23 protein-coding genes and 1 pseudogene are annotated in these 21,296 nt (G+C 58.5%); 8 read left to right on the top strand and 16 right to left on the bottom strand.

All coding sequences use genetic code 11. From position 1 onward, the window contains the following. The first annotated feature begins 15 nt into the window (after nucleotides 1–15). Nucleotides 16–597, top strand: a complete 582-nt coding sequence (locus NT137_03020) for a DUF998 domain-containing protein (protein MCX6652309.1) — start codon at nucleotides 16–18, stop codon at nucleotides 595–597. Nucleotides 598–625: 28 nt separating this feature from the next. Here the strand turns inward: NT137_03020 and hypD are convergent, their stop codons facing one another. Together hypD and hypA are read right to left on the bottom strand one after the other, a co-directional pair. After that, on the bottom strand, nucleotides 626–1,699 hold the full coding sequence (gene hypD / locus NT137_03015; GenBank protein MCX6652308.1) for a hydrogenase formation protein HypD: 1,074 nt from the start codon (nucleotides 1,697–1,699) through the stop codon (nucleotides 626–628). After that, nucleotides 1,700–2,074 carry a hydrogenase maturation nickel metallochaperone HypA gene (gene hypA / locus NT137_03010; protein ID MCX6652307.1) on the bottom strand — a complete coding sequence of 125 codons (375 nt, stop codon included), beginning with the start codon at nucleotides 2,072–2,074 and terminating at the stop codon, nucleotides 1,700–1,702. A 129-nt stretch (nucleotides 2,075–2,203) separates the two neighbouring features. Here hypA and NT137_03005 point away from each other — a divergent pair, with 129 nt between their 5' ends. Further along, entirely contained in the window at nucleotides 2,204–2,494 is a 291-nt protein-coding gene (locus tag NT137_03005; protein ID MCX6652306.1) for a hypothetical protein, read from the top strand. On the opposite strand, the gene NT137_03000 is transcribed toward NT137_03005, so the two are convergent. From NT137_03000 to NT137_02990, 3 genes are read right to left on the bottom strand one after another with little or no spacing between them, the layout of a single operon-like run. Continuing rightward, nucleotides 2,495–3,190: an endonuclease III gene (locus NT137_03000; GenBank protein MCX6652305.1), complete on the bottom strand. Its 696-nt coding sequence runs from the start codon at nucleotides 3,188–3,190 to the stop codon at nucleotides 2,495–2,497. Then, entirely contained in the window at nucleotides 3,177–4,469 is a 1,293-nt protein-coding gene (locus NT137_02995) for a bifunctional folylpolyglutamate synthase/dihydrofolate synthase (protein ID MCX6652304.1), read from the bottom strand. The genes NT137_03000 and NT137_02995 overlap by 14 nt, the downstream gene beginning before the upstream one ends. A 5-nt stretch (nucleotides 4,470–4,474) precedes the next feature. Further along, nucleotides 4,475–5,308, bottom strand: coding sequence for an asparagine synthase-related protein (locus tag NT137_02990; protein MCX6652303.1), 834 nt, complete (start codon nucleotides 5,306–5,308; stop codon nucleotides 4,475–4,477). Between the two features lie 88 nt (nucleotides 5,309–5,396). Here NT137_02990 and NT137_02985 point away from each other — a divergent pair, with 88 nt between their 5' ends. The 3 genes from NT137_02985 to NT137_02975 all read left to right on the top strand — a co-directional run bounded on the left by NT137_02985 (nucleotide 5,397) and on the right by NT137_02975 (nucleotide 9,755). After that, entirely contained in the window at nucleotides 5,397–6,800 is a 1,404-nt protein-coding gene (locus NT137_02985) for a CoA-binding protein (GenBank protein MCX6652302.1), read from the top strand. A gap of 38 nt (nucleotides 6,801–6,838) precedes the next feature. Then, nucleotides 6,839–7,276 (top strand): nickel-responsive transcriptional regulator NikR, encoded by a 438-nt coding sequence (gene nikR / locus NT137_02980; GenBank protein ID MCX6652301.1) that lies wholly within the window; start codon nucleotides 6,839–6,841, stop codon nucleotides 7,274–7,276. Nucleotides 7,277–7,361: 85 nt separating this feature from the next. Next, a complete protein-coding gene (locus tag NT137_02975; GenBank protein ID MCX6652300.1) occupies nucleotides 7,362–9,755 on the top strand; it encodes a DNA topoisomerase I in 2,394 nt (797 codons plus the stop codon). Between the two features lie 11 nt (nucleotides 9,756–9,766). Here the strand turns inward: NT137_02975 and NT137_02970 are convergent, their stop codons facing one another. From NT137_02970 to NT137_02960, 3 genes are all read right to left on the bottom strand, one after another. Further along, on the bottom strand, nucleotides 9,767–10,210 hold the full coding sequence (locus tag NT137_02970; GenBank protein MCX6652299.1) for a hypothetical protein: 444 nt from the start codon (nucleotides 10,208–10,210) through the stop codon (nucleotides 9,767–9,769). Continuing rightward, a complete protein-coding gene (locus NT137_02965) occupies nucleotides 10,211–10,804 on the bottom strand; it encodes a hypothetical protein (protein MCX6652298.1) in 594 nt (197 codons plus the stop codon). It abuts the gene before it with no gap. Between the two features lie 130 nt (nucleotides 10,805–10,934). Further along, complete coding sequence (locus NT137_02960; GenBank protein MCX6652297.1) at nucleotides 10,935–11,144, bottom strand: hypothetical protein; 210 nt, start codon at nucleotides 11,142–11,144, stop codon at nucleotides 10,935–10,937. Between the two features lie 506 nt (nucleotides 11,145–11,650). Here NT137_02960 and NT137_02955 point away from each other — a divergent pair. After that, a complete protein-coding gene (locus NT137_02955) occupies nucleotides 11,651–11,881 on the top strand; it encodes a hypothetical protein (GenBank protein ID MCX6652296.1) in 231 nt (76 codons plus the stop codon). A gap of 63 nt (nucleotides 11,882–11,944) precedes the next feature. Beyond that, nucleotides 11,945–12,442 (top strand): nucleotidyltransferase domain-containing protein, encoded by a 498-nt coding sequence (locus NT137_02950; GenBank protein ID MCX6652295.1) that lies wholly within the window; start codon nucleotides 11,945–11,947, stop codon nucleotides 12,440–12,442. Here NT137_02950 and NT137_02945 read toward each other — a convergent pair. The 6 genes and pseudogenes from NT137_02945 to NT137_02920 all read right to left on the bottom strand — a co-directional run bounded on the left by NT137_02945 (nucleotide 12,372) and on the right by NT137_02920 (nucleotide 17,800). Continuing rightward, entirely contained in the window at nucleotides 12,372–12,821 is a 450-nt protein-coding gene (locus tag NT137_02945) for an OsmC family protein (protein ID MCX6652294.1), read from the bottom strand. The two genes, NT137_02950 and NT137_02945, sit on opposite strands and share 71 nt — an antisense overlap. Before the next feature lie 9 nt (nucleotides 12,822–12,830). Then, complete coding sequence (locus NT137_02940; GenBank protein MCX6652293.1) at nucleotides 12,831–14,015, bottom strand: nicotinate phosphoribosyltransferase; 1,185 nt, start codon at nucleotides 14,013–14,015, stop codon at nucleotides 12,831–12,833. Between the two features lie 88 nt (nucleotides 14,016–14,103). After that, nucleotides 14,104–15,387 (bottom strand): phosphopyruvate hydratase, encoded by a 1,284-nt coding sequence (gene eno, locus NT137_02935; GenBank protein MCX6652292.1) that lies wholly within the window; start codon nucleotides 15,385–15,387, stop codon nucleotides 14,104–14,106. A gap of 46 nt (nucleotides 15,388–15,433) precedes the next feature. Further along, entirely contained in the window at nucleotides 15,434–16,399 is a 966-nt protein-coding gene (locus NT137_02930; protein MCX6652291.1) for a DUF835 domain-containing protein, read from the bottom strand. 163 nt (nucleotides 16,400–16,562) lie between these two features. Continuing rightward, nucleotides 16,563–16,712 carry a 50S ribosomal protein L40e gene (locus NT137_02925; GenBank protein ID MCX6652290.1) on the bottom strand — a complete coding sequence of 50 codons (150 nt, stop codon included), beginning with the start codon at nucleotides 16,710–16,712 and terminating at the stop codon, nucleotides 16,563–16,565. Nucleotides 16,713–16,831: 119 nt separating this feature from the next. Continuing rightward, nucleotides 16,832–17,800: pseudogene (locus NT137_02920) on the bottom strand (replication factor C small subunit). A gap of 108 nt (nucleotides 17,801–17,908) precedes the next feature. Between NT137_02920 and NT137_02915 the strand changes: the two are divergent. Then, nucleotides 17,909–18,826, top strand: coding sequence for a TIGR00269 family protein (locus NT137_02915; GenBank protein ID MCX6652289.1), 918 nt, complete (start codon nucleotides 17,909–17,911; stop codon nucleotides 18,824–18,826). Between the two features lie 5 nt (nucleotides 18,827–18,831). On the opposite strand, the gene NT137_02910 is transcribed toward NT137_02915, so the two are convergent. Next, nucleotides 18,832–20,109 carry a serine hydroxymethyltransferase gene (locus NT137_02910; GenBank protein MCX6652288.1) on the bottom strand — a complete coding sequence of 426 codons (1,278 nt, stop codon included), beginning with the start codon at nucleotides 20,107–20,109 and terminating at the stop codon, nucleotides 18,832–18,834. Nucleotides 20,110–20,184: 75 nt separating this feature from the next. After that, nucleotides 20,185–21,231 (bottom strand): bifunctional phosphoglucose/phosphomannose isomerase, encoded by a 1,047-nt coding sequence (locus tag NT137_02905; GenBank protein MCX6652287.1) that lies wholly within the window; start codon nucleotides 21,229–21,231, stop codon nucleotides 20,185–20,187. Nucleotides 21,232–21,296: the final 65 nt, after the last annotated feature.

Here is a 21,296-nt window from a genome sequence, read left to right as displayed (position 1 = left end):
GCGGATGTGGACCATATGCCTGAGTCCAAACCGTGGTGGATCCTGCCAAGCGCGCTAGCCGGCCTGCTTGGAGCGGTGGGCTTCGCAATCCTCTGGACCTCCGCTGTGGTCGCGGACGGCCACTGGATCTTCGGCGTGGAGACCCTGAGCGATCTCGGCGGGGACCGGCCGGGGAAGTGCCTGTTCAACATCGGAATCGTCCTGGCAGGGACGATGATGGTCGCCTTCACTCCGGCGCTCTATACCGCCCTGAGGAAAGACTGGATGTCGCGCATCGGTTGCGCTCTGATGTTGGTAGCGTCGGCTGCGCTCATCGGCATAGGCCTCTTCCCCGTCACGGCGGGAAGCGTCCACACCTTATTCAGCTGGGCTTTCTTCTCCCTGTTCATGATCGCCCTTCTGGCCCTCATCTGGCCAGTGCGACGGTCGAAGGTCATAGGGAAGGTCGGTCTGTTTTTGACCATTGCTGCACCGGTGGTCTCGATCATCGTGCTGGTGGGGACGATGACAGTCCCGATGGCGGAGCCCGTGGCAGTCATTTCAATAATGCTTTGGGGAGGGACGACCTCGGTTCTCATCCTAACCCGAGGAAGGTGAGCGGGCCGAGGACTATGACTCGACGAACCTATGTCTTTCGGCCATAGCGGAAGGCGATGTTGCAGCTGCCCTCACGGCTGACCATGCAAGGACCCATCGGTCTCCGTGGGGAGCAACCGCGGCCGAAGACCGGGCATTCGTTCGATTCGATGATGCCTCGCAATACCTCCCCGCAGCGACAACTTCCCATCTCCTCCTTTACCTCCGGGGCGTTGCGGATGGATTCGGAATGGAGGACCCGGGCGTTGTGATCGCTGAATTCGGATCGAGGTTCCAGAGCGCTTCCGGGGATCTCGGGGAAGCCCCTCCAGGCCCTGTCCACCGGTTCGAACACGCGCTCCAGCATCGCCATGGCCTTGGGATTGCCTTCCGGCCTCACCACGCGGGTGTACTCGTTCTCCACCTCGTGCCGACCTTCGGCGATCTGCTTGACCAGCATGAACACGGCCATCAATAGATCCAGCGGCTCGAAACCGGCCACCACCTGAGGTATCTTGCGCTCCTGGGAAAAGCGTTCGAACGGATGCGTGCCGATGATCGTGGCCACGTGCCCCGGCTGGATGAGGCCTTCGATGCGCACCTCGCCCAGCTTGAAGAGAGCGTCCAAGGCCGGGGGCAAGATGCGATGGCAGCTGAGCACGGAGAAGTTAGAGGGCAACTTGGTCAACATGATCGAGGCAGTGGTCGGGCTGGTGGTCTCAAACCCAATGGCCATGAAGACCACGTTCTTGGCCGTGGTCGTCAGCTTGATCGCATCTTCGACCGAGTATACCACGCGCACATCCGCGCCTTCGGCCTTGGCATCCGCCAACGAGCCGATGGGCGTGGGCACGGTCATCATGTCACCGAACACCGCCACCGTGATGCCGCTCTTGGCCAGGGTGATGCCTTCCACGATCTCTTTGGTCGTGGTGACGCAGACCGGACATCCCGGGCCCTGTCCTATCTTCACCCCCGCTTGCTCCAGCATCTCCTGCAAACCGAAGCGGACCAGAGTGTCTTGATGAGTGCCGCAGACGTGCATGAAGCGGGCCTTGATGCCAAAATCAGCGATGGAATCGACGACCTTCTTGGCTGTGTCCTGGTCACGGAAACGGAACATCTACTTCTCCACCACCTTCACCGAGGTCACGCCGCAGCTCCTGCCCTTGGTGACCTCTATCTGAGCTTCGCACTTCGGGCACACCAGGTTGGGGATGACCATGTGGTCTGCGAGCTCATCAACGTATTGCACGCCACCTTGATAGCCGCAGGCCGTGCAGCTCACCTCCACTTTCTCGTGAGAGATGTTGAGCTGCGACCCCGCGAGAATGTTGTCCCGGGTGAGCACTTCGAAGGCGAAGCGAAGCTGCTCCTCGCCCAGGAAAGTGAGCTCGCCGATGACGAGGTCCACTTCCTCCACTTTCTCCACCTGGTGCTTGGAGAGTTCGGCGAGCACCCTCTCGATGATGCTGGCCATGACCGAGACCTCGTGCATGCTTGCTGATTCGGGACCGGATATTTATGCGCTTGCCGGCTTGCATCGCCTCTTCAGTGACCGGGTTCCGCGAGCCAGCAATCACGAGAACGGCAATCTACTTAAATCGTGAGGAGGATTGAATCGCTCATGCCAGCAGGGGAGCGCCGGACGAAGAAGGCCGCTACCCTCGAGTCCATCGTCGAGGGCCGAAAGATGGAGGCCTACGTCGAGCACATGACCAAGGAGATGCACTCCTGCTGGATTTGTGGCATGGTGGGCTATAAGAGAAAGCCGATGAAGAACATCGGCGGACGCTACTTCTGCCTTGATTGCCTGAAGCAGCTCAAGGAGACCTTTGATACGCTGGAGCAGTGGGAGGCGGAGCTGCAGATGGAACGGGAGATGCGCAAGAAGATTGACGAGTCCATGCGCACCTGATCATTTCCTGGGCCTCTTGCGCCCTGACCTTATCATGGGTCTTCCCTTCTGCAGTTGAGCGTAGTAGTCGCACCAGCTCGTCAGGGGACAGAGGCCGCATCTAGGATTTCGTGGCAGGCATATCTTCTGTCCGAAGCGCACCAGGAGCGAATTGACGTCTATCCATAGCTCCTTGGGAACGACATTCATGAGCTCCATTTCCGTGCTCTCTGGGTCCTTGGTTCTCACGAGTCCGATGCGGTTGCTGATCCTGTGCACATGGGTGTCCACGCATATGGCGGGGATGTGAAAGGCGTAGGAGCGCACGCAGTTCGCGGTCTTGCGCCCCACCATGGGCAAGGATACCAGCTCTTCCAGGTCGCTAGGGACCTCGCCTCCTTTCTCCTCCACAATGATGCGAGCGATCTCCTTGATCGCCCTGGCCTTGACCTGGGGAAAGCCAGCGGGGCGAATGAGGTCCTGCAGATGCCGGAGGGGAGCCGCGGCCAGAGTCGCTGACGTATCATATTCTGCGAACAGCCGAGCGGAGGCGTGGAAGGTGTTCTGGTCCTTCGTCCTCTGAGAAAGCACGGTGGAGATGAGCACGTGAAATGGGTCCACCTCCCAGTCGGCGACCTGATCGCCGTCCCTACCTGGGAACACGCCATCGGGGCATACCTCTCTCACTCCCTCCATGATCTCCCTAACGGGCTTCACGCAAATCCCACCAGGCCTTGGCCTCACCGACGGTATACAACGATCCAGTCACTAGCAATACATCATCCACAGAGGCCTTGGCCAACCCTTTCCTCAATGCCTCCACCACTGACCGCTCCACGACGACCTTGGGAACATGACCACGCAGGGATTCCGCCACTCTCTCCGCCGGATATGCCCTCCGGGTCGCAGGGGCGGTGGCGATGGCGGACTTTGAAATCCGACCGAAATGTCTGGCGATGCCTTCTAGGTCCTTATCATCCAGCACGCCCAGGACCAACACCACCTTCTGGCCGAATAGTCTGTCGATGTCCTCGGCAACCACCCTTGCGCCCTCCGGTGTGTGTGAGACGTCGAAAATGACGTATGGCATTGTGCCCACGATCTCCAATCTCCCCGGCCAGCGGACGTTCGATAGACCCCTCACTATAGCATCATCCTCGATCTCCAACCCTCGCCGGTTCAACTCCCTTGCCGCGCCGTAGGCCATGGCAGCGTTAACGCCCTGGAACGATCCAAGCAATGGCAGTCTGACCTCGCCTAGATCATCGATCCTTATGAGCGTGCCTTGCAGAGAGGAGTCGATCAATCGCCATTGGATGTCCCGCCCGACGACGCGTACCGGACATCCTTTCTCTTTGGCCACCTCCACGATGACCGGAAAAGCCTCTGATTCCGATGATTCCGCAGTTATGACCGGGACTGCAGTCTTGATGATGCCCGCTTTCTCCCCAGCGATCTGGGCTAGACTAGTGCCCAGATACTTAGTGTGCTCCAGGCTTATGCGAGTGATGATCGTGCAATCCGGAGATATGACGTTGGTCGCATCCAGCCTTCCTCCCATGCCCACCTCCACTGCCGCCACCTCCACTCCATTCTCCGCGAAGTGCGAGAAAGCTAGCGCGGTGGTCACCTCGAAGAAAGTGGGGTGGCTTTCCTTGGAGACCAGGCTCATGTCCTCCACGTGCCCCCGTGCCTCCTCCACCAGGCGGCAGAGCGTCGTCTCCGGAATGACCATACCATTGATCTGGATGCGTTCCCTGAAATCGACCAGGTGTGGTGAGGTGTACAGACCTGCTCGAAAGCCTTGATGACGAAGAATCGACTCGGTCATGGCGCTGACCGAACCCTTGCCATTGGAGCCGGCGACGTGCACGCTGCGGAACTGCTCCTGCGGATCTCCCATTCGATGCAGGAGCTCGGTGATATTCTGCAGTCCGAGCTTGATGCCCATTGTCTCCAGCCCAAAGAGCCACCCGAGCGCGTCCTGGTAGTCCATCCAGTCTAGGGAAGAATGCCTTCACCCTTAACTCTTTCTCCACGCGCGCTGATGTCCGCCACGAGGTCTCCGAGCAATACACCCCGTCGTCGGGCCTCGGCCTTCATGACCTTCATCACTCCGCTCCCGTACTGCGCAGCTTTCTTCTCCCTATCCACGAGGAAATCCAAGCCCAACAGCGCCGCCACGTCCCGCAATATGGCCTTGCGTGCACCTTGGCGCACGCAGTCCGTGAGAGGAAGGTTGCTCGCTATCGCCACCACCTTCCGGCTGAGATACGGATGACCGATTGAACGGCCGAAGCGCTGCGCTATCGATCTCTCCATCGATGCTCCATTGCCCAGCAATTCCTCTAGGTCCCTCCGCATGCTGATCCTGAGCATATCTTCGGGCAAGGACAGGTATCGCATATAGCCGCCGAACAGCTCATCGGCTCCTTGGCCGCTGAGGTACGCTTTGTCCTCTCCTCTTTGGCACACCAGGTAAAGGGGCATTTCGAAGGACAAAGGCAAGGGACTTATCTTTCCGATGATGCGGGAGAGGGGTAAAAGAGAATCGATCACCTCTCGGTCCTGGAGCACCAACGATCGCCATTCCAGTCCCAGCCTGGAGGCGGTCTCTTCCGCCACCTGGAGGTCGTGTGCGCCCGGGAGTCCGATAGTGTACAACCGGACCGGGACCCTTTCGGCGGCCAGCGCGGCCACGAGCGTGCTGTCGATGCCTCCGGAGAAAAGCACGCCCATCTGTCGGTCCACGCAGAGCTCCGCGGTCGCCTCGCGCAGCGCCGTCAGCAGTTCGTCCGCCCGACCCATGTGCGAAGTATGCTTCGGAGCGTACATAACCATGTCCTCAGGAGGAGAGCGTGCGCCGAGCAACCACGTGTCCCTGAAGTGTTATAAGTCCGCCAGGACAATCGATGCGACGTCCATGGACCTCAACGCCCTTCTCCACCCCCAGACCGTCGCGGTCGTGGGTGCTTCGGACGCGGCAGGCAAGGTAGGCAACATCATCACCAAGAACCTGATGGAAAGCGGGGTGAAGGTATTCCCGGTGAATCCAGGTGAGAGGGAGGTACTCGGGCTGAGATGCTTCCCCAACATCAGGGACGTTCCGGAGCACGTGAACATCGTTGTGCTGGCAATCTCAGCCAAGTACGTGATCACCGCCATCAGGGAATGCATCTCGGTGGGCGTCGATTTCATCATCCCCGTTGCCGGAGGGTTTTCGGAGATCGGGGAGAGCGGCAAGGAAATTCAACGGCAGATGAGCGAGGAGGTGAGAGGAACGACCACCCGCATCCTTGGTCCTAACACGGTGGGGGTGTTGGTGCCCGGAAGCGTGGACACTTTCTTCATTCCTAAGGAACGGAGCCCTCGTCCCAGACCGGGTGTCATCTCCCTGGTGTCCCAGAGCGGTTCGGTGCTCATCGGCGTGTACGAGAGGGCGGAGCTGGAAGGGGTCAGCATCCGGGCCTGCGTAGGCTTGGGCAATAAAGCTGACCTGATGGAGAACGACCTCCTTCGTCATCTTGGCAATGATGAAGGGACGAAATGCATCGCCTTGTATCTCGAGTCCTTCGAAGATGGAAGGGAGTTCATAAAGCTGGCCCGCTCTGTCGCCATCAAGAAACCTATCGTGGCAGCGAAGGTGGGCACCACGCCGCGGGGCGCGAGGGCCGCGCTCTCGCACACCGGGGCATTGGCATCCGGCTCGGACGCTTTGATCGGTGGGGTGCTCAGGCAGTGCGGAGTGATCAGAGCGAAGGACGAGGTGGAGATGCTGGATGCATCCAAGGCCTTGGCGTATCTGAAGCCCATGGGCGGAGACCGGGTGGCCGTCGTGGGGAGCGCGGGAGGCTTCGGGGTGATCGCCACCGACTACGTCGCTTCGGAGAGCATCGGTTTCGGCATGCACATGGCGGAGCTGAGCGAGGAGACCAGGGAACGCATTCGGCGCATCAGCCCCTACTTCGCTTCCGTGGAAAACCCCGTCGACCTGACCGGGGCTGTGACGGACCTGATGTTCGACCACGTCCTGGAGATCGTGAACGAGGATGTAGGCGTGGACGGCATTCTTCTGTTCCTGCAGTTCGAGCCTCCGGGGATGACCTTCGCTCTGGCGGATATCATCGTCAAGTGGGCCAGACAAGGGAAGAAACCCATGACCGTCTGCTGCGTGGGTGGCAGCTTTCCCCTACCGTTCATGAGACGATTGGATGGCGAGGGCATACCTACCTATAGTACTATCCGGCGGGCCGGGTTCGGGCTGCGCTGCCTTTTCGACCGAGGGACGTTCCTCCAGCGGGTGGGAGCTTGGCAAGAGACCGGATGAGAATGTTTTTCTCCGCGTAACGCTTCAGATAGTTTCAGATGGACAACGTCACCCGCATCGGAGTCTCTCTGGAACCGGAACTCCTGAAGAGCTTCGACGCCCTTATCGAGAATATGGGTTATGAGGCGCGATCCGAGGCCATTCGGGACCTCATCCGAGAAGCCCTGACAAAGGAGAAGATCAAGGACCCAGAATGTCCTGGAGTGGGGACGATTACCTTGGTCTACGAGCATCACAGGGGAGGGGTGCGCGAGAGATTGATGGACATCCAGCATCAGCACCATCAGGTCATCTCCTCTTCCATCCATGTGCACCTGGACCTGGACCGCTGCCTGGAGGTGCTGGTGGTCAAGGGAACTGTGGGGCACTTGCAGGCCCTCGCGGACGAGCTAGGCGCCGTCAAAGGGGTGCTACATGGGAATCCCGTGATCATGGCAGAAGGGGTTCTCGAAGAAGCGGAAGGGCAGGAGCACTAGCATCCTGGCTTTGACCGATGGAACGGGGAGCCAGACCGACCCAGAGCCTAATTATTTATAGTTCGTTCTTCTTGGACGATGAGCAATGAGAAAGCTGGTCATCTCCGAAAAGGGTAACGCGGCAGCGCGCATCGCTTACATCCTTTCTCGAGGTGCGACGAGGTCCACTCGGTTGAACGGAGTGCAGGTCTTCGATTTCTCCTTGGGGGACGACCAATATTCCGTGGTCGGCCTCCGAGGTCACGTCCTGGAGCTCGACTACCCTCACGAAATGAACAACTGGGAGAGGATCCCGCCCAAGGAGCTTGTCTACGCCACTCCAGAGAAAAGGGTCACGGCACGCAACATCGTGAGCGCGCTCCAGACCCTTTCAAAGGAGTGCGATCAGGTCATCATCGCCACCGACTTCGACCGAGAGGGGGAACTCATCGGATTGGAGACGGTCGAGTTCTTGGATGTCGACCTCTCCAAGATTAAGCGTTCCAGATTCAGTGCCCTCACCAGGGGGGAGATCGATGCGGCCTTCGCCAACCTCACCGAACCGGATGAGAGGCTGGCCGAGGCGGCGGAATGTCGGCAGATCATCGACCTGGCTTGGGGCGCCGCCCTGACCAGGTTCATATCCATCACCTCCGGTCAGGTGGGCAGCAACTTCCTGTCCGTGGGGCGGGTGCAGAGCCCCACCCTTTCGCTCATCGTGGACCGGCACAACGAGATCGTCAGTTTCGTGCCCAAGCCCTACTGGAACGTGACCTCCAAGATGAGAAAGGGCTCGGAGTTCACCGCCAGCCACCAGTCCAACCCATTCTGGAGCGAAGAGGCGGCTAGCAGGGTTCTCAGTGATTGCTCCGTGGCCAAGGAGGGCGAGGTCAAGGAATTCGAGAGCACGGTGCGGGACGAATACCCTCCGGCCCCTTTCAACACCACCACCATGTTGGCGGAGGCGGTCCGGATGGGAATGTCCGCCAGCTTGGCCATGAAGATAGCCGAGGACCTCTACATTGCCGGCTACATCTCATATCCCAGGACGGACAACACTGTCTATCCGAGGTCGCTCAACCTTCTGACGGTCCTGGAGAAGCTCAGAGAGTCGGATTTCAAGGCGGAGGCAGAGGAGGTCCTGGCCCAAGAGAGCATCCGTCCATCGAAAGGCAAGGTGGAGACGACCGACCACCCGCCAATATACCCAACGGAAGGTGCCACCAAGAAGGACCTGAAGGGAGAGAAGTGGCGTCTGTATGAGCTGATCGTGCGTCGCTTCTTGGCCACGGTCGCTCCGAGCTGCAGGGCGGAGCACCGCCTTGCCACCATCATGGTCATCGAGCAACCTTTCCAGGCCAAGGGGTACAAGGTGCTCAGTCCCGGTTGGAGGAGCTTCTACCCCTACGCCCGCGTGACTGAGATCGAGCTGCCTCTCATGCAGACGGGGGACAAGGTCGAGGTTCTTGGAGTGGATGGATCGAGGTTGGAAACGCAGCCTCCCAGGCGCTACACTCAGGGCACCTTGATCCAAGAGATGGAGAAGCTCGGCCTAGGGACCAAGTCCACGCGCCACGAGATAGTGCAGAAGCTCTACGACCGCAAGTATGCCATCGGAAACGACCTGGTGCCTACATTGAGCGGCATCGCCGTGGCCAATGCTCTAGAGAAACATGCCAGGACCATCACGGATAGCAAGATGACGGCCCACCTGGAGCAAGACATGGAAGAGATCGCTTCCGGAAAGGCCTTCCTTGCCGAGGTGGTGAAGGAATCCCAGGACATGCTCTCGGACGTCCTCGATGTCATGGACAAGCATCGGCAGCAGATCGGTGACGAGATCAGAGGAGCATTGTTGGAACAGAGCTACATCGGCGTCTGCCCAGCCTGCGGCGGCGAACTGAGGGTCAAGCGCTCCCGCAAGGGTGAGTTCATCGCCTGTTCCAACTATCCAGACTGCAAGCAGGCCTACCCCAAGCCGAAGGGAGCGAAGGTAGAGCCCACGGGACAGTTGTGCGAGGTCTGCAAGACGCCGACCGTGAAGGTGATCCGCCGGGGCACCCCTCCGATCAATCAATGTTTGAACATGGATTGCGAGAGCAACAAGCAATCCACTGCGATGGGTGTTTGCCCCCAATGCGGCTCGAACCTAAGATTGCTATACTCTCGGGCGGGCAAACGGTTCCTCGGATGCTCGGCCTATCCCAAATGCACTCGCACCTACCCCTTGCCTCAGTTTGGCCAGATCAAGTTCACTGGGGAGAAATGCGAAGCCTGCGGCGCGCCGATGATGATGACCTCCCACCGTGGGCGTCCTTGGCGCTTCTGCGTCAACATGGAGTGCCCCAAAAGGGAGAAAAAGGCGACCAAGGCCAAGCAAGAAGAGAAAAAGCCTAAAGTAGCCGCCAAGGGGAAGACCAAGGTCGCCAAGACCAAGAAGAAGATCAAAGGAACTGACAAGAAGCAGACCAGGTCGAAGAAGAAGGGCGTGAAAGTCTGAGGGCGTGCACATCAGTGATCATGTTCGTGGTCGTGCTCGTCCTCGCATTGGTGCGACGAGTCCTTGAATTCTAGGTTCTCGATCTCTAACCTAGCTCCGTATCCCTCGAAGACCCTGCGCGCGGTGGCGTTGACGATGCCCTCAACCTTTTCCTTGTCCAAACCATAGATAAGCACATTGACGACCAGGTCCAGACGGTATGAACCATCCGCCAGTTCTCCGCGGCACGCCGCTTCGGCATCATGCGAAACGACGCTGCAGGCGATGTATTTCCCACTCTCCACCTCGGCGATGCACTTGATGTGCCCGATGAGCCTGGTGCCAGCTTCCACGCAGCCTTTCGCTATCTGGGAAATGGTCGTGGAGACCATCCTCTTCAGGTCGTCCGCTTTCTGCGCCCGATCGAAGCTCGCGTGGATTTTGCCTGCGTAGGCGGTGAAATCCTCGGATATCATCTAGCCCACCATCGCTTCCACGACCTGGTCTAGATTCATTCCAGTAGTGGCGGAGGCCGGTATCACTTTGGTGCTCAGCCCCTGGTCTCGGATGCTTCGCTCTATGCTCTTGATGGCTTCGTCGCCGACCCCATCGGCCTTGTTGATGATGATGACGTTGGCCGCCTTCAGTTGATTCTGCAGAGGACGAGCAAGGGCCTTCATGATCACCGGGTAGCGAACGGCGTCCACGATGATGACGATGCGGGTGGTCCCTATCGGACCCCTGTAGAGCTTCAGCGTATCGTGAATGGCCTCTGGGTCGGCCACCCCAGTTGGCTCTATGACCACCAGGTCAGGATGGAAGGCATTGGCGACGTCCTGGAGAGTGAACAAAAGGTCAGAGCCTAGGGTGCAGCAAATGCAACCGCTGGGCATCTCCCTGACCTTCAGGCCGTATTTCTCCATGACCTTTCCATCGATACCGATCTGACCGAAGTCGTTGACGATGACCACGACTTTCTTGTGCTTCCGCTTGATGATCTCGTCGATGGTGGAAAGGATCATGGTCGTCTTTCCCGAGCCTAGGAATCCGGAGACAAGGAGGATGTCCATTTGCGCACCTTTGTATCGCGTCTGCAAACGGATTATAGCTACCCTATTTAAATATAGGTCCGCGAATGAACAGAAAAGACAAACGTTCTCGGACCAATGGCATCAACCCACTGACGCTGGCAGATGAGCCTCAAAGATGCTCAGAGCCACCTTCACAGGAGCCTTCACCCATGAACTCAATGGTGAGCTCGTCCATCTCGCGGGCGACGCGACGGTTGCGGCAGGTGCGACACTCCACCATTTTGCCCAGCCCCTTCTTGGTCGAGACCATGACGGAATCGAAATCCGCGATCACACCACAAGAACAGAGAACCTTCCTCCTCGGCGTTTCCCCAAACATCGCTCCCACCCAGGCGTAACCATTGAGGCTTGTTTGACCCGAAATCGAGGTGACAAGACCGTCATGAGAGGTCTGACTGATGGCACTGCTAGTGAGCCTAGGCTCATTGCAGAAAGCTGAAGCGTTCGCTAGTTGTCTGTTAGCTTCCATACCTCTCCCCCAAACCGGAAAAAATGCAAAGCCAGTTTCCAATCAACGACCGCCGCTCAGGGTCGGTTCAATGTGGATTCGCTTACGCAATTCTCCGAGCGAAAAACAATAACAGGCACTGCGCACTTAAACATATCGCTGTCGATTTCATGGCATCCAGACTGTCTGACAGATAGCGTCCGACGAGGGTCGGACTCGCACCGCAGAATCATGCATTGAGGGGCATGGACGGACCCGTCCGTTCTTCAAGCTCATCATGGGGTTCGAGAGCGAGCGGATTCATCCAGCAGGGTGCGATCAAATGGTTGAGCAAATGTGGGGATGATTTATTATTCCCAGAGTTCCAATCTCGGGGCATGAACGCGTTCACCAAGGATGAGCTTACCAAGTACAATGGTCAGAACGGGATGCCCATCTACATCGCACACAAAGGGAAGGTGTACGACCTGACCAACAGCTCCTTGTGGGAGAGCGGAGAGCACCAGGGCATGCACACTGCTGGCTATGATCTAAGCAAGGACATAGCGGATGCGCCGCACGAAGAGGACGTTCTGAACCGTTTTCCTGTAATCGGCGAAGTGGTCTGATATCGCTAGGACGCTCCATCTAGCGCAAACTCTATTTAATCGGTCGGCCTAGATTATTATGAGATGTCTGCTTCCGCGGACCTCTTGTTCCTCGGGCCGAGAAGGGTCGTGCTCTATCGCAAACTGGAGCGGGTCATGACCGTTGTGGACGAGGGAGGACTGCCGATGGTCATCAAGGAGGTCTACCTCTTTGGCAGCTTCCTTCGAGACGAGCAACGACCAACGGACATCGACGTACTGCTGATATACGATTCCGACGCGACCCTTAACCTGTATGAATCGATCGGCAGGAAAGGAGACAAGCATTGGCGTCTCTGGGAGATGAGCCGCGCACCGGGGAAGTTGAGGCGGCGCCTGAAAGCCAACGCGGAGAAGAGCATGGATCTGAGCATCTGCCCTTCGTTGGAGGAATACCAACGAGACCTGGCCTATCCTATGGATATATGGTTGAGAATCTGGACCCGACAGGACGGGGACTGGAGGATCAAGCTCATGGACCATTTCGACCTGGCGTTGCGAACTCCACTTCCACAGGTATCCCCTGCTGGACGCTCTGGCTGACGATGCAGAAATCCTCGAAGATGTCCTTGCATCGCACAAGCATGCCCTCATCCTCTAGCTCGGGGTGAAGGACCACCTTCATGGCGGTGATCCGCAGGCGTCCGCGCTGATTCCTCTCCAGCTTGGTGAGCACTTCCGCCCTCATTCCTTTGACCTCGGCCCTTGCCTTCCTCAGACAGTAAGTAAGCGACGCTGCCATGCAGTTGCCCACCGCCGCTGCCAGCAGAAGTCCGGCGTTCGGATGCTCGCCCTTCCCCACCGGTTCGGGTTCATCCATGAGCAGCCTAGGCATTGCCTCGTCCGGGAAGGAAACCTGGAACTGGTAGCCATCGAGCAATACGATGCTGGTCCAGAACTCCTGCTCTTCGATCCCGGCCATTCCTTCGCCTCACATCTCCGCTCGGGCGAGCTGTTCCAACACGCTCTCCCTGATCTCGATGGCACTGCGCTCTGGATAGAGGCGCTTGCCCTTGCGGATCAGCTGCACCTCAGCCAGCTCCATCTTCCCACCGCAACGGCATTTCGGCGGTCGTTTGAGTGAGAGCGAAACCTCAAAGGACAGGCACCTCGGGCAGCGGAACGGATACTTGCGTCCGCCGTACTTGCCCCGCTTTGCCACCGGCTTGCCTCCCTTCTCCACTATGTCCAAGGCGAAATCGATGGTCGGGGCGTTGGAGATGCTCGTACCCACCCCGAAACCATCTGCTCCCGCTGCCACGAGTTCCGGGATCGTCTTGTCGTCCAGACCCCCGGATACGAAAATCTTGACGTGGTCAAAGCCACGGATGGACAGCTCCCATTTCACTTCGCGGATCAGTTCAGGCATCGAACCCTTTCTGGAGGCTGGGGTGTCCAATCTCACCCCTTCCAGTTCTTTGATGCTCTCGCAGGCCATGATGGCCTCCGCCTTCTCGTCGGAATAGGTGTCCACGAGGACAACCCTTGGCACCGATCGGTCCACTGCCTCATCGAAAGCCTTGAACGCCTCCTCCTGGTCCCCGAACATGATGACGAGCGAGTGGGGCATGGTACCCGAAGGCTTCTTGCCTATCGTCTCCGCCCCTTTGAGCGAGGAGACGGCATCGCATCCGCCGATGAACGAGGAGCGGTCGAGCATGGGAGATATGGAGGGATGCATGCGCCTGATGCCGAAGGCGATCACCTGCTTGTCCCCCGCGGCCTTGCGTACCCTCGCCGACATGGTCGCGACCCCTGAAGAATGGCAGAGGAAGCCCAGGGCAGGCGTTTCGTAGACGCAGTAGTCGGAGTAGGCACCACTGATGGTCATGACCGGGATGCGTACGCCGCTCTCTCCCCGCGGCCGAAAGACCGTTCCCTCTGGCAATCCCCACAGGTCTAGGTTCTTCCCTTCGAGCAGCCGTACTGTTTCCTCCACTCCGCAGAACACGCCCCAGGGCCAGCCCCTCGGCAGTCCGCTGACGGTGAACTCCGCCAGCGCCTGCTCTTTGGTCTTTCCTCTGGCCCGGAGGACCTCCATGGTATGGGTGAAATAGACGTCGGTGGTCCTGCCCTTCCAGATGTCATCGTCCGTGGCGGAGAAGAACCGTTTCAAACAATCGTCCCCTTCATCATAGTTGTTCCTGCGTATCGAGGGCCAGATTAAAATGCCTTGCCATGGGCTCAGGAAAGAGCTGGCCCCTCTAGTCCGACTTTCTTTGGTAAATGGCCGCTCCTGGGAACTTGGCCTTCTCCCCCAGCTCCTCCTCCAATCGCAACAGACGGTTGTACTTGGACGTCCTTTCTGCTCGCGCTGGAGCACCGGTCTTGATCTGCCCGCAACCTAGCGCTACCGCGATGTCGGCGATGGAAGTGTCCTCCGTCTCACCGGAGCGGTGGCTGACCACCACTCCGTAGTTCGCCTTGAAGGAGAGCTCGGCGGCCTCCATTGCCTCCGTCACCGTCCCGATCTGGTTCACCTTGATCAGAGTGGCGTTGCCCGCCTTCGTCTGGATGGCCCTCTTGATCCTCTCCACATTGGTGACGAAGATATCATCCCCCACCAGCTGGATCCTCTTGCCCATCCTCAGGGTCATGAGCGCCATGAGGTCGAATGCCTCCTCATGCACTGGGTCCTCGATGCTGACGAGCGGGTAATCGCGCTTGAGCACAGAGTAGAGGTCCAGCAGTTCCTGCGGGCCCATGCGCCTGTTGTCCAGGCAGTAGACGCCCTGATTGCAGAACTCGCTGGCGGCGCAATCCAGGGCTAGAAAGACATCTTTGCCCGGTTCGTAGCCCGCTTTCTGGATGGCCTTCATTATCGTGTCCATTGCCTGTCGCGTATTGTCGAAAGGAGGCGCGAAGCCACCCTCATCGCCAACGTTGATGGCCGAGGGACCATAGGCCTCCTTCAATATGGAACGCAGGTTTTGGTAGACCTCGGCGCCCATACGCAGCGCCTCGGAGAACTTCGAGGCGCCAGCCGGCACCACCATGAACTCTTGGATACCCAGGCCCGTTCCAGCGTGTTTTCCACCGTTGATGATGTTCATCATCGGGACCGGCAAAATCCTGCTCCCATGACTCAGATGCTCGTGCAGCTCCACCCCTTTGGCCTTTGCCCCAGCGTGCGCAACGGCGAGGGAGACGGCCGTGGTGGCGTTGCCTCCGAGCTTCGACTTGTTCGAGGTGCCGTCCAGTTTGATGAGCGCAATATCGATCTCTTTCTGCTCGGTGCAATCCATGCCCTTGAGCTTGGGGGAGATGACCCGGTTGACGTTCTCCACCGCCCGCAGCACGCCCTTTCCACCGAAGCGCTCTCCGCCGTCACGAAGCTCGAGCACTTCGTGAGAGCCGGTCGAGGCACCGGACGGGGCGATGGCTCGGGCGACGAATGACGAAGTGATGACCTCCGCCTCCACGGTCGGGCTGCCCCGGCTGTCCAATACCTCTCGCGCTTTGATCCGAACTATCTTCGAGTCTGCCATGAGCTCAACCCCTCAACTACAATACCACGGCCGGAAAAAGGATTACCTACCTAATAGGTTTCGCCGTTGATGGAGGCATGGCCTCGATGACCTCCATGTTGCGCTCCAGGAGCGCCATCTCTCTCACGTCCAGGGTGCGCGGGTCGACGGAGATTATCAGTCTGGACTTGTACTCCATCGTCGCCTCGGCCACGTGATGCACCATACGCAGCACCTTCTCAAAGTCGTTGTTGACGATGAGGAACTCGATGCCGTCGATCATGACCACGCTGTCGCCGCTCTTCTCGATGAAACGAATGATGGTGTCGCTGAGGATGCCGATGTTGGTCGGATTCACATAAACCTTTCCCAGTTGGTTGCTCAGCCAGATAATCGGTGTCTTCTCCAACCCCCAGCTCTTTCGTATGGTCTGGGGGTGTTCGCGGGTGATGCAAAGCCCCTGGATATTGTGCGTCACCTGGTCCGCGAACATCTCGAACGATTTCTCCGGCTTGAGCTCCTTGACCACGTAGCCGAAGCCTTTTCTCAGCTCGTATCTAATGGCAGTCTTCTTGGCCTTCTCCATGCCCGCGGGCGTGTCCGACTTGGCCTTGAAGAGCCTGCTGAATAACCCCTCCTTCTTCTCCACCGGCGTGGGCTCGAGGGTGAGGCCTTCGGTGGCCTCCAATATCTCCTTCATCTTCTGTTCCAGTTCTGAGTTCTTGAAGGGCTTGCGAACATATCCCGCCACCACGTCCTGCAATCCAAAGATGTCAGTGCCGATGTCGGTGTAGGCGGTGAGCATCATGACCTTGATCTTGTTGGTCAGGCCCTCTTGCTTCAGAGTGCGAAGGACGCTCCAGCCGTCAATGTCAGGCATGTTGATATCCAGAAGGATGAGATCGGGGCTCTCGCTCTTGGCCTTCTCGATGGCCTCGCGGCCCCCGGAAGCGGTGATGGCCCGATAGCTGTGCGAAGACACGAGCTCGGAGACGATGTCGAGCACATCTGGGTTATCATCGACTATCAGCACGGTCTTGATGGCTAGGCCTCCGCTCGCTAATCGGAATTGCCCGTGAATCTGATAGCGGTGCTAAAAAGCTATCCCCGGTAATCGCAGAAGCCAAACGATTGAGGCTGGAGGGAATCGTCGGCTGAACAAACACGCAGGCTGGCTTGGTCGCAGAAGCCCTAGCTTACGTCTTTCTGCTCTCTTTCGCCTTGGCGCGAAGATTGGTGTAGCCGCACTTGCGGCAGCGGGTGGCTTTGGGGGCGTTCCTCGCGTAGCAGTTCATGCAGATCATCTTGTTGAGGAGCCTCGCATCGGCCTCTTTGAACCTTGCCATCGTATCCCTCTCGGCTTGGAAATAAGGAGGGAATATAAAAACGTTGGCTACCAACACGACCCCACCCCAGAGACCATCGGCTCGTCCAATGCCTCCGACCACATCGATTTCGCGCCGACCTAGGATCGTCTGCTGGCTGTTGAACCCGCCAGCACCAGGTAGGCAAGGAGCGTCTCCAACTGGATTCGCTCGTTGCTTCCCTCCACGATGCGGAACTCGATCTCCCCTGCCCGGTCGATGAGCTTGACCTTCTCCAGGTCTGGCAGGTTGAGCTCGAAGATGGACTTGTGGATCTGCTTGATGATATCCTCGCCCGATAGGCCGTAGGAGATCATGAGCTCGTCCAGCTGGTTTCGCGCTTCCATGAAGGCACCAGAGAGGGCGGTCTCCAGCAGCTTCTTGACCTCTTCGGGCTTGGCCATGCCGGTGGTCTGGTAGACCACGTCCACTGTGATCCTGCCACCTAGGGCGGCGGCCACCTGGAGAGAGTTAACCAGCCGGCGCATGTCGCCCCCGGCTACGTGAACCAGGGCATCGGCCGCATCGTCCGCCATGTCTAGCTTCTCGTTCTTGGCGATGAGCAGGAGATGCTTCTTCATGTCCTCCTCCTTCAGCGGCCGGAAACGAAACACCGCGCATCTGGATTGTATAGGTTCGATGATCTTCGAGGAGTAGTTGCAGGAGAGGATGAAGCGGCAGGTCTTGCTGTAGCGCTCCATGGTTCTTCGAAGGGCGGCTTGCGCATCATGGGTCAGGGCGTCCGCCTCATCTAGAAAGATGATCTTGAAATCCGCACCTCCGATGGGCGAGGTCCGGGCGAACTCCTTGATCTAGCCGCGAACCACGTCGATCCCTCTTTCGTCGGAAGCGTTCAGTTCCACGAAGTTGGAGCGCCAGTTCTCACCGAAGAGCTCTCTGGTCATTGCGAGGGCACAAGTTGTTTTGCCGGTCCCAGCCGGTCCGGCCAGCATCAGATGCGGCAGGTTCTTGGCCCGGGCGTACGACTGCAGGCGCTCCACGATCTCCTTTTGGCCGACAACCTCCTTGAGCGCCTTCGGCCGATACTTCTCGATCCAAATCTCCCGCATCTCCCTCATCGCCGCTTAAGCTCCCTTGGCCTAAAAAATACTATCGCAGTGGTGCCCGAACGTGACTTGATGAAACGTTTTTCTGCTATGCAACCTCTGTGGATTCCTGTGCCAACCTGCCTCAAGTGCGACCGGGAACCGATCACCTTCATCCGCTACAACGGAGCGCATCTGTGCGAGGAGCACTTCCTGGAGTTCGTGGAGAAAAGGGTCCGAAAGGAAGTTCGGAAGCAGGTCGACCTAGATAGCATGAGCAGGCTGGGTGTGGCACTCTCAGGCGGCAAGGACAGCTCGGTAGCCCTGGCGATATTGGTGGATGCATTGAGTAACAAGAAGGATCTGCAGATTCTTGCCATCACCGTGGACGAGGGCATCGCCTGCTACCGACCTAAGACCATGGAGAAGGCACGGGAGCTCTGCCGACTGCTTGGGGTCGAGCACCATATCATCCGTCTGCAGAACGAGGTGGGAAAGACCATGGACCACATCTCCCAACGAACGAGGGGGAGGACAGCATGCACCTACTGCGGCGTGTTGCGCCGGAAATGCATGAACAAGCTGGCCCGTGATCTGAGCGCGGACGTTCTGGCGACCGGCCTCAATCTCGATGACACCGCCCAATCCATACTCATGAACTTCACCCGGGGGGATGTGGAGAAGTTGGCCCGGCTCGGCCCCCACGGAAGGCTGCAACCAGGGCTCATCCCGCGCATCCAGCCGTTGAGATCGATACCGGAGAAGGAATCATATCTCTACGCCATCTTCAGGGAGCTGCCATTCTCCGCGGACGAGTGCCCATACGCGGATGCCGCCCTGCGCAACGAGTACCGCAGGATCATCGACGAACTGGAATCCAAGCACCCTGGCACGAGGCATTCGATCCTCAACAGCTACGATGCCATCCGTCCGCTTCTCCAACAGACCTATCCGCCAGCCTCCCTGCGCCAGTGCCAGTGCGGCGAACCGACCTCCGGCGAACGCTGCATGAGCTGCGAGCTGCTGGAAGAAGTGAGAAGGATGGAATGAAGGGTTTAGATTAGCTCGTGATACTTGTACGCAGGAGTTCCGGCGTGGAAGCAGAACTGCACCTTGTCGAAGTGCTTCTTCCGCTCCATCACGTCCTCTTTCACCGCAGCGGGTGCTTCTTTCTTCAGCGCCACGCGATGGATGAGCTTCGCCACTTCCTTCATCTCGCTTTCCCTCATACCCAGACGGGTCATCTCCTGCGTGCCGATGCGGATGCCCGAGGGTCGGATGGAGCTTTCATCACCGGGCAGCATATTCTTGTTGGTGATGATGTTGGCTGCCTCCAGGTCCTTCGCCACTTGGTCCCCGCCGCCGTGCTTGGAGACGTTGACGGCTATGGTGTGTGATCGGGTGAACCCCATGTTGGCGCACAGCACTTCCATCCCCAGCTCGTGCATCGCCTGGCCGAGGGCTTGGGAGTTCTTGACTATCTGCGTTGCATAGGCTCGGCCGAACTCCTCCATCTCCGCCATCGTAATGGCCAAGGCGGCCATGGCATGCAGATGATGAGACGAGGTGACGCCCGGGAACACCGCCCGGCGCAGGCGCTTCTCCAGATCCTCCGTCAGATTGTTGCCCAGCAGGAGGCCGTGGTTCGGACCGGGGAAGGTCTTGTGAGTGGAAGAAGAGAGCACGTGAACGCCTTCGTGCAGCGGGTCCTGGAACTGTCCACCGGCGATCAGGCCCAGCACGTGCGCAGCATCGTACCAGACGGTGCAGCTGATCTCCTGGAATGTGTCCTGGAGTTCCCTGAGCGGCACCGGAAAGAGGAAGAGGGAAAGGCCGAACTGCACTAGCCTGGGCTTCGTTTCCAACAGAAGCTTGCGGGTCCCATCCACATCCACCGTCATCCTTTCCATGTCCCAAGGGTAGTTGACGGTCTTGACGCCCCGCAGGCCGACCGCACCGAACTGCGCCGTGGATATGTGAGCGCCATTGGCGAGCGCCGAGGTCGTAATGATATCCCCTGGCTCGCACAACGCGAACAGCACCGCCATGTTCGCTACGGTCCCGGAGGTGGGGCGGGTGTCTACAAATGGAACCTTGAACAGGCGGCTCCCGATCTCCATGCACTTGTTCTCCACCTTGTCCACGTAGATGTTGCCCTGATAGTACCTCTTGCCGGGCATTCCTTCGGCGTAGCGGTCATGGAAATCTGAGATCATCATCTCCTTGGCGAGCGGTGACATGAGGTTCTCGGAGGCGATCGTGGGTATCGATTCCTCGAACCACTTGCTGTGAGCCTTGACTTGCTCCCGGATCCACTGGGCATCCTCTTTCATGGGTTCACGAGAACTTGATAAAAGAGGTCTCTAAAATAGTTTGGTACACGCTGTTTCCCTTCGGGCTTGTCAGGCCTAGGCAGGCGGGTAGGTGCGCTTCTTCAGCTCACTGATGGAATTGACCGGGTTCGGGTCCACGCCCCTGAGCATGGCCAGGTAGAAAGAAACGAAATCCCCCAGTGCTATCCCCATTAGCGATGTTTCCAGAGGGCTGCGGCCGCTCAGCTCCACCACCACCGAATCGAGCTTCGCCTCCCTTATCAGCTGGATGGAAATCCCCATCCGCTCGCTCACCTTCTTGTTCGGTACGTTGGCTCGCAGAAAGACCGGCAACATCTCCTTGCATCTCTCCCCTTCCACCCAACCCACGATCTGATTGTGGTTCATCTCCGGGTATTCGCCGCTGAAGGCCAGCATCTTGGCGTTCTCGTTGATCTGCGTCATCCAGCGCAAGGCCACGGAACGAATGGTCCTGGGAGCATAGATCACCGGCACCTTTCCTTTGAGCTTCATCGCCAGCTTCTTGGCCATATTGAGGTCCGTTGGCACGCCCGGCGAAAGGTTCTGCATCAGATCAGCCATGGCCGGCACGCTCCGAGCAAGGTCCTTGCGGACTGGAGCCACACCCGCCTCGTCGAGGACGACTCCAGTAGCGCCCAACAGATAGCCAACGGCGGCCCGAGGTTGCTTTCCGCATGGCACCTTCATATGCGGCACACCGTGCTTCTCGCAAAGTTCCAGGAGCTTTCCCCCAGAGGTTATGCCATAGACCGAAGAACCACGTTTCAACACATCATCGAACAGCTCCAAGACCTCCCAGGTGTTGCCTGAGTAACTGACCATGATGACCAGGGTGTCCTCGTCCACCCACCTCGGGAACTCCAGACCACGAACCACGCCCATCGGGACCTCCGAGACCTCGGCGCAGTAGTCCAGGAGCATATCTGCGCCGATGGCCGATCCTCCCATCCCAATGACACAGACCTTCTCTGCTCTTCCTTCGAACCCCGCTTCCCGCTGCAGCATCTCCTCTATCTGGATGGGCAAGCCCAGTATCTGTTCCAGTGCTCCTGACTTGTCGTAAGTGGCGATCCTGTCCTTCTCATCTAGGGGACCGGACATAGCCTGCTCATCTGCATCGAGACATATAACCTAGCGTAGGGCGACTGGCATCCTTGCACAGAGGT

The organism is Methanomassiliicoccales archaeon, assembly GCA_026394375.1.
Lineage (GTDB): Archaea > Thermoplasmatota > Thermoplasmata > Methanomassiliicoccales > UBA472 > JAJRAL01.
This window is presented reverse-complemented; position numbering and strand designations above follow the sequence as displayed.

Excerpts from the sequence above, each read along its gene's own strand:
- NT137_02910 (MCX6652288.1), bottom strand. The coding sequence starts at position 20,109 with ATGAAAGAGGATGCCCAGTGGATCCGGGAGCAAGTCAAGGCTCACAGC.
- NT137_02925 (MCX6652290.1), bottom strand. The coding sequence starts at position 16,712 with ATGGCAAGGTTCAAAGAGGCCGATGCGAGGCTCCTCAACAAGATGATC.
- nikR (MCX6652301.1), top strand. The coding sequence starts at position 6,839 with ATGGACAACGTCACCCGCATCGGAGTCTCTCTGGAACCGGAACTCCTG.
- NT137_03005 (MCX6652306.1), top strand. The coding sequence starts at position 2,204 with ATGCCAGCAGGGGAGCGCCGGACGAAGAAGGCCGCTACCCTCGAGTCC.
- hypD (MCX6652308.1), bottom strand. The coding sequence starts at position 1,699 with ATGTTCCGTTTCCGTGACCAGGACACAGCCAAGAAGGTCGTCGATTCC.
- NT137_02975 (MCX6652300.1), top strand. The coding sequence starts at position 7,362 with ATGAGAAAGCTGGTCATCTCCGAAAAGGGTAACGCGGCAGCGCGCATC.
- NT137_02960 (MCX6652297.1), bottom strand. The coding sequence starts at position 11,144 with ATGTTTGGGGAAACGCCGAGGAGGAAGGTTCTCTGTTCTTGTGGTGTG.
- NT137_03020 (MCX6652309.1), top strand. The coding sequence starts at position 16 with ATGCCTGAGTCCAAACCGTGGTGGATCCTGCCAAGCGCGCTAGCCGGC.
- NT137_02965 (MCX6652298.1), bottom strand. The coding sequence starts at position 10,804 with ATGGACATCCTCCTTGTCTCCGGATTCCTAGGCTCGGGAAAGACGACC.
- NT137_02985 (MCX6652302.1), top strand. The coding sequence starts at position 5,397 with ATGGACCTCAACGCCCTTCTCCACCCCCAGACCGTCGCGGTCGTGGGT.
- NT137_02905 (MCX6652287.1), bottom strand. The coding sequence starts at position 21,231 with ATGTCCGGTCCCCTAGATGAGAAGGACAGGATCGCCACTTACGACAAG.
- NT137_02990 (MCX6652303.1), bottom strand. The coding sequence starts at position 5,308 with ATGTACGCTCCGAAGCATACTTCGCACATGGGTCGGGCGGACGAACTG.
- hypA (MCX6652307.1), bottom strand. The coding sequence starts at position 2,074 with ATGCACGAGGTCTCGGTCATGGCCAGCATCATCGAGAGGGTGCTCGCC.
- NT137_02945 (MCX6652294.1), bottom strand. The coding sequence starts at position 12,821 with ATGGCCGGGATCGAAGAGCAGGAGTTCTGGACCAGCATCGTATTGCTC.
- NT137_02995 (MCX6652304.1), bottom strand. The coding sequence starts at position 4,469 with ATGGACTACCAGGACGCGCTCGGGTGGCTCTTTGGGCTGGAGACAATG.
- NT137_02955 (MCX6652296.1), top strand. The coding sequence starts at position 11,651 with ATGAACGCGTTCACCAAGGATGAGCTTACCAAGTACAATGGTCAGAAC.
- eno (MCX6652292.1), bottom strand. The coding sequence starts at position 15,387 with ATGGCAGACTCGAAGATAGTTCGGATCAAAGCGCGAGAGGTATTGGAC.
- NT137_02970 (MCX6652299.1), bottom strand. The coding sequence starts at position 10,210 with ATGATATCCGAGGATTTCACCGCCTACGCAGGCAAAATCCACGCGAGC.
- NT137_02950 (MCX6652295.1), top strand. The coding sequence starts at position 11,945 with ATGTCTGCTTCCGCGGACCTCTTGTTCCTCGGGCCGAGAAGGGTCGTG.